Annotated in this window: 10 protein-coding genes and 1 pseudogene; all 11 read right to left on the reverse strand. The window is 42.4% G+C overall.

Annotation, left to right across the window (positions count from 1 at the left end):
• Positions 1-10: 10 nt before the first annotated feature.
• Positions 11-187, reverse strand: a pseudogene (locus tag LI162_RS15945) (IS607 family transposase); the annotation flags it as partial.
• Between the two features lie 139 nt (positions 188-326).
• A complete protein-coding gene (locus LI162_RS13435; protein ID WP_015529139.1) occupies positions 327-1,739 on the reverse strand; it encodes an oxaloacetate decarboxylase subunit alpha in 1,413 nt (470 codons plus the stop codon).
• A 17-nt stretch (positions 1,740-1,756) separates the two neighbouring features.
• On the reverse strand, positions 1,757-2,908 hold the full coding sequence (locus tag LI162_RS13440; RefSeq protein ID WP_015529138.1) for a sodium ion-translocating decarboxylase subunit beta: 1,152 nt from the start codon (positions 2,906-2,908) through the stop codon (positions 1,757-1,759).
• Between the two features lie 25 nt (positions 2,909-2,933).
• The gene (locus tag LI162_RS13445) at positions 2,934-3,302 is read right to left on the reverse strand and encodes a biotin/lipoyl-containing protein (RefSeq protein WP_015529137.1); all 369 of its coding nucleotides are present in this window, start codon (positions 3,300-3,302) and stop codon (positions 2,934-2,936) included.
• 16 nt (positions 3,303-3,318) lie between these two features.
• Entirely contained in the window at positions 3,319-4,083 is a 765-nt protein-coding gene (locus LI162_RS13450; protein WP_055145588.1) for an OadG family transporter subunit, read from the reverse strand.
• A 14-nt stretch (positions 4,084-4,097) separates the two neighbouring features.
• On the reverse strand, positions 4,098-5,537 hold the full coding sequence (locus LI162_RS13455) for an acyl-CoA carboxylase subunit beta (protein ID WP_020436145.1): 1,440 nt from the start codon (positions 5,535-5,537) through the stop codon (positions 4,098-4,100).
• A gap of 809 nt (positions 5,538-6,346) precedes the next feature.
• Positions 6,347-7,543, reverse strand: a complete 1,197-nt coding sequence (locus LI162_RS13460; protein ID WP_020436146.1) for an NADP-dependent isocitrate dehydrogenase — start codon at positions 7,541-7,543, stop codon at positions 6,347-6,349.
• Complete coding sequence (locus LI162_RS13465; protein ID WP_055145593.1) at positions 7,530-8,222, reverse strand: GntR family transcriptional regulator; 693 nt, start codon at positions 8,220-8,222, stop codon at positions 7,530-7,532. The genes LI162_RS13460 and LI162_RS13465 overlap by 14 nt, the downstream gene beginning before the upstream one ends.
• 273 nt (positions 8,223-8,495) lie before the next feature.
• The gene (locus LI162_RS13470; protein WP_227156806.1) at positions 8,496-9,659 is read right to left on the reverse strand and encodes a phosphoglycerate dehydrogenase; all 1,164 of its coding nucleotides are present in this window, start codon (positions 9,657-9,659) and stop codon (positions 8,496-8,498) included.
• 1 nt (position 9,660) lies between these two features.
• The gene (serC, locus tag LI162_RS13475) at positions 9,661-10,743 is read right to left on the reverse strand and encodes a 3-phosphoserine/phosphohydroxythreonine transaminase (RefSeq protein ID WP_020436149.1); all 1,083 of its coding nucleotides are present in this window, start codon (positions 10,741-10,743) and stop codon (positions 9,661-9,663) included.
• A gap of 122 nt (positions 10,744-10,865) precedes the next feature.
• A complete protein-coding gene (ilvB, locus tag LI162_RS13480) occupies positions 10,866-12,551 on the reverse strand; it encodes a biosynthetic-type acetolactate synthase large subunit (RefSeq protein ID WP_226865925.1) in 1,686 nt (561 codons plus the stop codon).
• Between the last annotated feature and the right edge of the window lie 8 nt (positions 12,552-12,559).

The raw sequence follows: 12,559 nt of genomic DNA on the forward strand, positions 1-12,559 counted from the left end.
CTGAAACATCTTAGTTTTCTGTACGTTGTTTGGTATCAACATTACTTTTATGGCTTTTACCATCTGTTTCCTCCTGCATCAATTCTCGGATAAGTTTCTTAGCTTTGTTCGCTCGTTTTCCTTGTAATTTGCAACTGAATACTGTGATTATTTGAACCAGATCTTCAACAAGTTCCTGCTGTTCAGAATAATATCTATAGCCACTTACCTATGATACCACCAAATAAATTTTCTTACAAATGAAAAAGACCAGAAAACACAAATCTTTTAATCTGTTATCTTCTGGTCTTTCTATTCAATTCATAATCTAACTAAATCAGTCAGGATTATACCGGATAAGATCCGTTCTCTGTATCTGCTACTGTAGCATCTACTTTTGTCTGCTGAGCCTGTCTGTATTTGAAGAAGTCAACAGCAACCTGTGGGAACAGTGCATATGTCAGTACATCCTCATCCTGCTGGATCCACTGTGCACACTCTTTACGAAGTGTATCAAGCTCATCCGGGATAAGATCTGCCGGACGGCAAGTGATCGGTTCTTCATCTCCAAGAGCCTTCTTCTGAAGTTCTGGATCAACCGGTTTTGTTGTCTTACCGTATTTACCTGCAAGCACATCCTTTGTCTCTTTTGTGATCATCTTATAACGCTCACCCATCAGTACGTTGAATACAGCCTGTGTTCCAACGATCTGTGAAGATGGTGTAACAAGCGGTGGCTCACCAAGATCTTTACGTACACGCGGTACCTCTTCAAGTACTTCGTAGAACTTATCTTCTGCTCCCTGCTCTTTCAGCTGGGATGTCAGGTTGGAAAGCATTCCTCCCGGTACCTGATACAGAAGAGTCTTGATATTAACACCAAGGTTCTTCGGATTGAGCAGTCCGCTCTCAAGAGCATCGTCACGGATTGGACGGAAGTAATCAGCGATCTCTGCAAGGAGACTCTGATCAAGTCCTGTATCGTATGGTGTTCCCTTGAATGTCTCAACCATAACTTCTGTAGCCGGCTGAGATGTTCCAAGTGCGAATGGAGACATTGCTGTATCGATGATATCAGCTCCTGCCTCTACAGCTTTCATGTATGTCATAGAAGCAACACCTGATGTGTAGTGTGTATGCATCTCAATCGGGATATTTACTGCATCTTTCAATGCACCAACAAGCTCTGTTGTCTTATATGGAACAAGAAGTCCTGCCATATCCTTAACACAGATTGAGCTTGCACCCATATCTTCGATTCTCTTCGCAAGGTCTACCCAGTACTCCATTGTGTAAGCATCACCGAGTGTATAAGACATTGCAACCTGTGCATGAGCCTTCTCTTTGTTCGCAGCTTTTACAGCTGTCTGAAGGTTTCTCATGTCATTGAGGCAGTCGAAAATACGAATGATATCGATTCCGTTTGCCACAGATTTCTGTACGAAATACTCTACAACATCATCAGCGTATGGACGGTATCCAAGGATATTCTGTCCACGGAACAGCATCTGAAGTTTTGTATTCTTGAATCCATCACGGAACTTTCTAAGTCTCTCCCATGGATCTTCTTTCAGGAAACGGAGGGAAGCATCGAATGTTGCTCCACCCCAGCACTCTACAGCATGATATCCAACCTTGTCCATCTTCTCAACGATTGGCATCATCTGCTCTGTTGTCATTCTGGTAGCAATCAGAGACTGATGTGCATCACGCAGAATAGTTTCTACTATTTTAACTGGTTTTTTTTCAATTTCTGCCATTTATTTATCCTCCTAATTTACTTAACGCCGAAAATAGCCATAAATGTTCCGGCTGCTACTGCAGTACCGATAACTCCGGCAACGTTCGGTCCCATTGCATGCATAAGAAGGAAGTTTGTAGGATCTGCCTCAGCACCAACCTTCTGAGATACACGGGCTGCCATAGGAACCGCAGATACACCAGCGGAACCAATCAGCGGGTTAACCTTACCATGTGTAAGGACACACATTAACTTACCGAAGAGAACTCCGGCAGCTGTACCGAATGCAAATGCTATAAGACCAAGGATAACGATCTTGATTGTATTCCAGTTCAGGAATGCTTCAGCACTTGTTGTAGCACCTACAGATGTACCAAGAAGAATAACTACGATGTACATCAGGGCATTGGAAGCTGTCTCTGTCAGCTGTCTTACAACTCCACACTCTTTGAACAGGTTACCAAGCATCAACATACCAACAAGTGGAGCTGTTGTAGGAAGAATCACACATACAACGATTGTAACGATAACCGGGAAGAGGATTCTCTCAAGCTTAGAAACCGGGCGAAGCTGATCCATCTTGATCTTTCTTTCCTTCTCTGTTGTGAGAAGTTTCATGATCGGTGGCTGGATGATCGGCACAAGTGACATATAGGAGTATGCTGCTACGGCGATCGGTCCCATGATAGCTGTCTGCTGCAGTTTACCTGCAAGGAAGATAGATGTCGGGCCGTCAGCTCCACCGATGATGGAGATAGCAGCTGCTGCTTTGTCTGAAAATCCAAGAGCCATAGCTCCAAGATAAGCTGCGAAAATACCGAACTGAGCTGCTGCACCAAGCAGGAAACTCTTCGGGTTTGCGATCAGCGGACCAAAGTCTGTCATCGCTCCAACTCCAAGGAAGATCAGAGAAGGAAGGATGGACCACTCGTCAAGCTGATAAAAGTAATACAGAAGTCCACCAGTTCCGTTCGCTGCATCCTCAGCATGAAGCATAATATCCGGATAGATATTTACAAGCAACATACCAAAGGCAATTGGAACAAGAAGCAGTGGCTCAAATTCGTGGCGAATTGCCAGATAGAGAAACACGCAGGCAACAGCAATCATGATCAGGTTACCAAATGTAAGATTCATGAACGCTGTCTGTTCTACGAGGTTTCCCAATGTATTTGAAATATATTCCATTTGTAAAAACCTCCTGGTTCAGTTACTAGTTTAATGTAGCAAGTACAGCTCCTGATTCAACAGCATCACCTACTGCCACATCAATGCTGGCAATAGTTCCTGCCTCTGGGGCAACAACTGGGATCTCCATCTTCATTGCTTCAATGATAATAACTGTATCTCCAGCCTCTACCTTCTGTCCAACAGATGTAGGAACCTGGAATACTTTACCTGCTGCTCCAGCTTTTACCTGGATGCTTCCAGCGCCTGCTGCCGCTTTCGGTGCTGCTGCCGGAGCTGCCGGTGCTGCTGCTCTAGGTGCTGCAACCGGTGCTGCTGCCGGTGCGCCTGCACCATTCTCTTCTACTGTTACATCATATACATTTCCGTTTACTGTGATTGTATAGTTTTTCATCTAATTATCCTCCTGATTAATTCCATCTGTTTGATTTTCTTCTCTTAATAGAACGAACAACAAATCCATCTGTAGAAGTTCCCTCTGCTGCTGCAATTGCTGCTGCGATTACTGCTACAAGTTCTGCATCATCTTCTGCTGCAGCTACCGGTGCCGGAGCTGCCTGTACAGGTGCTTCCTTCTTCTCTTCCACTTTCTTATCTTTATTTGCCAACTTCTCCTGAAGTTTCGGAATGTATCCAAGCAGATAAATAATGAATGAAATGAAAATCAATACAACGAATACAGTTCCCATACCAAGTACCGTATTCAAACCGGCTTTCTCAAGGATTTCTCCTGTTGAATAATGAGCAGAAACATCCATACTCTCCATGTTGCCCTTTTCGTCAAAACTGAAGACGATGTCTGCATCTCTGTTTTCATATTTTGCTTCAGATGTGAGTGAAACTCCATCGTTCTTTACTTCCATTGTCCAGTCGCCATGTTCAACATAAGCACCGCACTCTTCTTCTGCTGCTTCCCAGGAGCTGATCATTGTAAGGAAGTCCTCTCCATCAACCGGAAGTCCTGCATTCATAAGCTGTGTGTCAAGCTGAAGATCACGCATATCAGAAAAGCTGTCAAGCTGCTCTGTTGTCATCGCTTCGAAATTCTGAACAACAAACTCAGCATACTGTTCTAATGTTGCCTGATCATATTCTGTTGTCTCAGACTTACCACATCCTGTGAAGCTAAGAACGAGAATGAGGATAAGTCCTAATAAACTGATTTTTTTCTTCACTTCGCCTCACCTCACTAAACCGTTCCGTGTTTCTTAGCCGGACGGTCCTCTCTCTTTGTGAACAGCATCTCAAATGCTCCGATCACATATTTTCTTGTATCTGCCGGCTCGATGATCGCATCAACATATCCTCTTGCTGCTGCTGAATTCGGGCTTGACTGAAGTTCTTTGTATTCAGCTGCTTTCTCATTAAGAGTCTCAGCATCTGCGTCTGCGTACATGATCTGTGCTGCAAGCTTCGCATCCATCATTCCGATCTCTGCTGTTGGCCATGCATAAACAAGATCTGCACCAATTGACTTACTGTTCATAGAAACGTAAGCACTTCCGAATGCCTTACCAACGATTACATTTACCTTCGGTACTGTAGCGTTAGCAAATGCATATGTCAGTTTTGCAACTGCGCTTGCCATGTTCTTCTCTGACTCTACTGTAGCAGCAAATCCTGTTACATTTGTCAGTGTAAGAACCGGGATTGAGAATGCATCACAGAAGTTTACAAAATCTGTTGCTTTCTTGCATCCGTCTACTGTAAGAACGCTGTCGAACTCAGCCTCTACTTCAGCTTCTGCATTGTATACTTTAGAGCGGTTTGCAACAACACCAACTGTCATTCCGTTCAGGCGGATAAATCCTGTAACCATCTCTTTTGCGTAATCTTTCTTTGTCTCAACAAGAATCTGATTGTCAGCAATCTGTGCCAGTGCGATTGCTGTATCTTCTGATGCGTTAGCAATGTCTGCGCAGATACGGTTCAGGTCATCTGTGCATTCCTCATAAGACATATCATCTTCGTTGTTTGCCGGAAGCATACATACAAGATCACGGATCTGTCCGAGGATCTCTGCCTCTGCACCGATTCCGTCTACAAGACCTGCTGTCTTGCTCTGGTAGTCAGCGCTTGCTGTGTTACACTTGGAAATCTCATTTCCTTCCAGTGCGTTTGGAGAATTAACGAAAAGTTTTCCGTCTTTTGCTTCCATAAATGTGAAATCTGTAAGCCCCGGAACAACTGCAAGACCGCCGCCGCACATTCCAAAGATTGCTGTAACCTGCGGAATCACACCTGATGCAAGTGCCTGTTTGTGATAAAGGCTTCCAAATGCCTCAAGTGCATCTGTAGCTTCCTGAAGTCTGAGACCTGCACAGTCGATCAGTCCAATCACCGGTGCTCCCATCTTCATAGCCATATCATAGATTCTTGCGATCTTCTTCGCATGCATCTCTCCGAGTGCTCCACCCAAAACGTCAGCATCCTGGCTGTATACATAAACCAGGTTACCGTCAATCACTCCATATCCAGTGATAACACCGTCAGAAGGAGCTGCCTTCTCCTGCAAGTTGAAAGTTGTGCTTCTAGCTGTAACAGCTCCGCCAATTTCAACAAAGCTTCCCTCATCAAGCAGTGTGGCAATTCGTCTGCTTGCTGAGTTTTCTGTTGCATTGTAGCTCATATTTTAGCCCTCCATACTTATAAAATAATTTTAAAATAAACCAAAATTTCTGCCTATTGTATTATATACTAGGACGATTAAAATTTCAATTCATATTTTCCGCAAATTGACATTTTTTTCACAGGACATTGTTTTTGTCGAGCTTGGATTCTTCTGTTCCGAATAAAGTTTCCACTTTTGCACTAACATCCGCAGAAGCGCGTTCTATGGTTGCTTCATCCACACGGCCCGCTCCACCTCATCCCTTCGAATGTCTGTAACGCTTGGAACAGAGCACTCACCGTGTGTGGTTTGTGTCTGTCCCAAGCTAACAGACAGAACGAAGTGTATTCGGAACCGCTCTTATGCCTTAATCGTGGATGAAGCAACCATAAAACGTGCCTCCGCTACGTTATCTAAAGAAGAAGTTTTTATCCCAAACAAAACGAATCCAGAAGACAAATACAGAATTAACAGCCGGGAGAAGGTGGAGCTTTGTCGATGAAGATTTCTTGATCTTTTGATTTTAGTTTCTGTATTTTCGAGTGAATTTTGTATTTGTAGGAGAAAGTTTAATTTTGAACTACGCAAGCAAGAACGGGTCTACTGTTGCCAGGGACACATGTAAGGCAGGAGCGTTCCGAATACACTTTGTTCAGTATGTTAATAAGAGCCAGAACAGGCACCACACACGGTAACTGTTCTGGCTCTTATGTTACATACTTTCAAAGGGATGAGGTAGAGTGGGCCGGTGCCCCTGGCAATAGTAGACCCATTCTTGCGACCATTCTGTCAAAAACTTAGCCCATTGTATAAATTCCCTCGATAAATTACAGTCTCTTCGCTATTGCTTTAATAAACTCCTCACTATTGAGTACTGTCGGATTCTCGATCGTTGTGATCAAAGCGAGGTCTTTTGTCATCTCTCCTGCTTCGATTGTGTCGATTGTTGCTTTCTCAAGTTTATCTGCGAAGTCCATCAGATCTTTGTTTCCATCCAGCTCGCCGCGTTTTCTGAGAGCTCCTGTCCATGCGAAGATTGTTGCAACTGAGTTTGTAGATGTCTCTTCACCTTTCAGGTGCTTATAATAGTGACGCTGTACAGTTCCATGAGCAGCTTCATATTCATAATATCCGTCCGGAGAAACAAGTACGGATGTCATCATAGCAAGTGAACCGAATGCGGAAGATACCATGTCGCTCATTACATCTCCATCGTAGTTCTTACATGCCCAGATATATCCACCTTCTGATTTCATAACACGGGCAACAGCATCATCGATCAGTGTGTAGAAATACTCAATTCCTGCCTCTTTGAACTGATCAGCATATTCTGCATCAAAGATTTCCTGGAAGATATCTTTGAATGTATGATCATATTTCTTAGAAATTGTATCCTTTGTTGCAAACCACAGATCCTGTTTTGTATCCAAAGCGTAAGAAAAGCAGCTTCTTGCAAAGCTTTCGATGGATTTATTGATATTATGCATTCCCTGTACGATTCCCGGTCCGTCAAACTCATGAACCAGTTCTTTTGTCTGGCTTCCATCTTCTGCTGTGTATACAAGTTCAACCTTTCCCGCCCCCGGAATCTTCATCTCGGATCCTTTATATACATCTCCATAAGCATGTCTTGCAATTGTAATTGGTTTCTTCCAGTTCTTTACACATGGCTCAATTCCTTTTACAACGATTGGAGCGCGGAACACTGTTCCATCAAGGATCGCACGGATTGTTCCGTTCGGGCTCTTCCACATTTCTTTCAGATCATACTCATCCATACGTGCTGCATTCGGAGTGATTGTTGCACATTTTACGGCAACTTTGTATTTCTTTGTTGCGAGTGCGGAATCAACTGTTACCTGGTCATCTGTCTCGTTTCTGTGTTCCAGGCCAAGATCATAATATTCTGTCTTGAGATCAATATATGGCTCAAGAAGATTATCCTTGATCATCTTCCAGAGAATTCTTGTCATCTCATCTCCATCCATCTCTACCAGTGGTGTTGTCATCTTAATTTTTTCCATCTTTTGCTTCCTCCTGATTATGTTTTTCTTCTATTTTCTTTAGGTTCTGCATGACATGAACAATATGTTCCTTTGCAAGCTGTTCTGCCAGATCCGGGTTTCTGTCCCTGATTGCCTGAAGAATTGCTTTATGCTCCTCAATTGACTTCTCGGCTCTTGCCTTCACATTGATCGAGGACTTCCTTGCCATTTGAACATATCGGTGAAAATCTGTAAGAACATGACACAGCATCCTGCTTCCGGAAGCCTCATATAATATCGTATGAAATCTTCCGTCTAATCCTGTTACTTGTTCTTTATTGTATCCATTTTCTTTCTTCATCTGAAATTCTGAAAGTAAAATAGTCTCTTCTAATTCTTCTAACTGGTCTTCTGTAATATGTTCCGCCGCCCATCTGGCGCACATTCCTTCCAGATACTTACGCATCTGATAGATATCCCAGATATCCTTCTGGCTGATTCCGGTAACATAAGCACCTTTATTCGGTACAATCGTCACAAGACCTTCTAATTCAAGCTGTCTTAACGCTTCCCTTACTGGAGTTCTGCTGACCCCGAGTTCTTTCCCGATGGTAGCCTCTCTGAGTTCATCCTGTTGTTTGTATCTGCCTTTGAGGATATCTTCACGGAGTCTCTTAAAAACACGTCCTCCCAGAGAACGGTCCTGATATTCTTCCATGATTTCCTCCTATTCTCTTTTTGTATGATTGTATACGATTATACAAATATTGTCAAGATGATTTCATGCCGATATCATTGTATTAAAATGTATCCATTTTTGCATAATACTTCTCCATACTATCTGTTCATTTTTATATGCTTTGTACCATATCTTATTTATCAACTTATTGTATACAAAAAGGTGGTCTCTCACATAGAAAAACCACCCTGTTCTTTTCGTTATAAATTAGCTTTCAAAATCAGCTTAGCCAAATTACACTTCATTTATTTTTTATTTGATCACACGTACACCAAGTACATCTGCGATTGATTCCAGTTTGTTTACAACATCATCAGATACGCTTCCGTCTACATCAATTACTGTGTATGCATACTCTTTCTTGCTCTTATTTGTCATAAGTGCGATATTCTGATTCTCCTGTGCAAGAAGTGTTGTAAACTGACCGATCATATTCGGCACATTACGGTGAAGAATTGTAATTCTGTCTCCGCCAGCTTTTACTCCCACGTTACAATCCGGATAATTAACGGAATGTGTGATATTTCCGTTCTCAAGGAAATCACGGATCTCAGCAACAGCCATCTGTGCACAGTTGTCTTCTGACTCTTCTGTAGATGCTCCAAGATGCGGAATTACAATTGCGCCTTTTACACCTACAATTTCCTTTGTTGGGAAATCTGTTACATAACGGTGTACTTTACCTGCTACAAGTGCATCAACGATATCTTCCTGATTTACAAGAACATCTCTGGCGAAGTTCAGAATTACAACGCCCTCTTTCATCAGACTGATTGCATTCTTGTCAATCATTCCCTTTGTACTGTCAAGTGCAGGTACATGGATCGTGATATAATCGCACTCTTTATAGATTTCATCTACTGTTGTTGCGTGATGGATACTTCTGGAAAGTCTCCATGCAGAATCTACGGAAACATATGGATCATATCCATAAACTTCCATTCCAAGATGTGTTGCTACATTCGCAACAAGAACTCCGATTGCTCCAAGTCCGATCACACCAAGTTTCTTTCCGGAAAGCTCTGTTCCTGCAAATGCTTTTTTCTTCTTCTCAGCAATCTTTGCGATATCTCCATCTTCCTCGAATTCCTGTACCCACTGAATTCCACCAACGACATCTCTGGCTGCGAGAAGCATTCCTGCAATCACAAGTTCTTTTACACCATTCGCATTTGCTCCAGGTGTATTGAATACAACAATTCCTTCCTCTGCACATTTATCAAGCGGAATATTATTCACTCCGGCTCCCGCACGAGCGATTGCTTTCAGGTTCTTTCCGAATTCCATCTCATGCATTTTTGCACTGCGGACAAGAATCACGTCAGCTTCATCCGCATTTTCTGTCTTTACATAATTTTCATCCAACTTATTCATGCCAACGGCAGAAATTGGATTCAGGCAATGATATTTAAACATCTTACAGATTCTCCTCTTCAAATTTCTTCATAAAGTCTACAAGTGCAACAACACCCTCATATGGCATTGCGTTGTAAATGCTGGCACGCATTCCACCTACAGTTCTATGTCCTTTCAGATTCTCAAATCCAGCTTCTTTTGCTTCCTTAACGAATTTTGCATCCAGATCTGCATCGCCTGTCACGAATGGTACATTCATAAGAGAACGATCTTCCGGAACAACAGTTCCTTTGAACAGTTTGCTCTGATCAAGGAAATCATAAAGAACTTTTGCTTTCTTTTCGTTGCGTTCTTTCATTACTTCAAGTCCGCCCATCTTCTTAAGCCATTTGAAGACTTTACCACAGATATAGATTCCGTATGCCGGTGGTGTATTATAAAGAGATTTTGCATCTGCATGTGTCTTATATGTAAGCATTGTAGGTGTTCCCGGGAGAACATCCTCTGTGATCAGATCTTCACGGATGATTGCGATCACTACACCAGCAGGTCCGATATTTTTCTGAACTCCACCATAAATCATTGCATATTTTGTTACATCTACAGGTTCGGAAAGAAAACAGGAGGAGACATCTGCCACAAGATCTTTTCCTTTTGTGTTTGGCAGTGTTTTAAATTTTGTTCCGTAAATAGTGTTGTTTTCACAGATATATACGTAGTCTGCATCTTCTGAAATCGGAAGATCGGAACAGTCTGGAATGTATGAAAATGTCTTATCCGCTGAGGATGCAACAACATTTACCTTTCCATATTTTTCTGCTTCCTTAGCTGCTTTCTTAGCCCACTGTCCTGTGACAATGTAATCAGCAACCTTATTCTTCATCAGATTCATAGGGATCATAGCAAACTGCTGTGACGCTCCACCCTGAAGAAACAGTACTTTATAGTTATCCGGAATATTCATCAGATCTCTGAGATCCTGCTCAGCTTCTGTGATAATTTCCTCGAAAGCTTTGGAACGATGACTCATCTCCATAACAGACATTCCTGTTCCCTTGTAGTCCAGCATCTCTGCTGCCGCTTCCTTCAGTACTTCTTCTGGCAGAACCGCCGGTCCCGCTGAAAAATTATACACTCTACTCATTTTTAATTACCTCCTGTTATTGTGTATCTATAGAAACTCCGTTTTCACAGATTTTCTCACATAAAAATAAAATATTCCTTTACTTATCAGCCATACAACTATGTGGCTGAAACTTATTATTTTTAGTTTTCTTTTGCTTTCAGATCCTGCTCATCAAATGCTTCGCTGATCGGTGCTCCCGGCGCAACCATAGGCCATACCTTATCATCACAGTCGATCATACAATCGATCAGAACCGGTTTTCCACATGTCAATGCTTTCGCAAAGCACTCTTTAAACTCCTCCTGTGTTGTAGCTCGAAGTCCTACTGCTCCCATCGCTTCTGCAAGCTTCACATAGTCAACTGCATCACGGAGAACTGTCGCAGAATATCTTTCATCATAGAAAAGATCCTGCCATTGACGAACCATACCGAGTACATGGTTATTAACTACAACCTGGATAATCGGAACATCATGTCTTACAGCTGTTGCGATCTCATTCATATTCATACGGAAACATCCGTCTCCGGCAATATTTACAACAATTTTATCCGGACATCCTGTCTTCGCACCGATTGCTGCTCCAAGACCATATCCCATTGTTCCAAGACCACCTGATGTTAAAAGTGTTCTTGGTTTCGTATATTTATAATACTGTGCTGCCCACATCTGATGCTGTCCGACTTCTGTTGTGATAATTGCTTCTCCATTTGTCTGACGATAAATTTCTTCTACTGCAAATGGACCTGTAAGTACATCCTTATGATATGTTAATGGATATTTCGCCTTGTAATCTTTAATCTTATTCATCCATTCCGGATGAGACTGCTGTGGAAGATGCTCATTTATTTTCTTCAGGACTGCTTTAATATCACCTACTAACCCAAGATCGATCATGACATTCTTATCCATCTCTGCCGGATCAATGTCAATCTGAAGAATCTTCGCATCTTTTGCAAATGTTGCAGTATTTCCGGTTACACGGTCACTGAATCTTGCTCCCGTTACGATCAGAAGATCGCATTCACTTACTCCAAAGTTCGACGCCTTTGTTCCATGCATTCCGAGCATTCCAGTATATCTCTCATCAGTTCCCGGGAAAGCTCCTTTCCCCATCAGAGAATCTGTTACCGGTGCATCTACCTTCTGTGCAAATTCATAAAGTTCTTTACTTGCCTCAGAAAGAACAGCTCCACCACCTACGAAAATATATGGTCTCTGCGCTTCTTTGATCATCTCAACAGCTTTCTTGAGATCCTCTTCTTCTGAATGGATTACCTCTCGGTCATATACCCCTGGATATTCCTTCTCATACTCTGTAACTTTCGCAGTAACATCCTTCGGAATATCGATCAGCACAGGCCCCGGTCTTCCAGTCTTAGCAATACGAAAAGCCTTTCTGATTGTTTCTGCAAGCTTTGTTACATCTTTAACGATATAACTGTACTTTGTAATTGGCATTGTTACTCCAGCAATGTCGATCTCCTGAAAACTGTCTTTTCCAAGTAATGGGACACCGACATTACATGTAATTGCAACAATCGGTATAGAATCCATATATGCTGTTGCGATTCCTGTTACAAGATTTGTTGCGCCCGGTCCGCTTGTTGCAAGGCAGACCCCCACTTTTCCTGTAGCTCTCGCATATCCGTCAGCCGCATGTGCTGCCCCCTGCTCATGAGAAGTCAGGATGTGACGAATCTCATCGCGGTGTTTATAAAGTTCATCATATACATTTAAAATTGCTCCACCCGGATAGCCAAATACAGTGTCAACGCCTTGTTCTTTCAGACATTCGATCACGATTTCTGCTCCATTTAACTGCATGACGTACT

Source organism: Mediterraneibacter sp. 210702-DFI.3.120, from assembly GCF_020561005.1.
In the GTDB taxonomy this organism is placed as follows: Bacteria; Bacillota; Clostridia; order Lachnospirales; family Lachnospiraceae; genus Mediterraneibacter; species Mediterraneibacter faecis.

Excerpts from the sequence above, each read along its gene's own strand:
- LI162_RS13435 (WP_015529139.1), bottom strand. The coding sequence starts at position 1,739 with ATGGCAGAAATTGAAAAAAAACCAGTTAAAATAGTAGAAACTATTCTG.
- LI162_RS13440 (WP_015529138.1), bottom strand. The coding sequence starts at position 2,908 with ATGGAATATATTTCAAATACATTGGGAAACCTCGTAGAACAGACAGCG.
- LI162_RS13445 (WP_015529137.1), bottom strand. The coding sequence starts at position 3,302 with ATGAAAAACTATACAATCACAGTAAACGGAAATGTATATGATGTAACA.
- LI162_RS13455 (WP_020436145.1), bottom strand. The coding sequence starts at position 5,537 with ATGAGCTACAATGCAACAGAAAACTCAGCAAGCAGACGAATTGCCACA.
- LI162_RS13460 (WP_020436146.1), bottom strand. The coding sequence starts at position 7,543 with ATGGAAAAAATTAAGATGACAACACCACTGGTAGAGATGGATGGAGAT.
- LI162_RS13465 (WP_055145593.1), bottom strand. The coding sequence starts at position 8,222 with ATGGAAGAATATCAGGACCGTTCTCTGGGAGGACGTGTTTTTAAGAGA.
- LI162_RS13470 (WP_227156806.1), bottom strand. The coding sequence starts at position 9,659 with ATGTTTAAATATCATTGCCTGAATCCAATTTCTGCCGTTGGCATGAAT.
- serC (WP_020436149.1), bottom strand. The coding sequence starts at position 10,743 with ATGAGTAGAGTGTATAATTTTTCAGCGGGACCGGCGGTTCTGCCAGAA.
- ilvB (WP_226865925.1), bottom strand. The coding sequence starts at position 12,551 with ATGCAGTTAAATGGAGCAGAAATCGTGATCGAATGTCTGAAAGAACAA.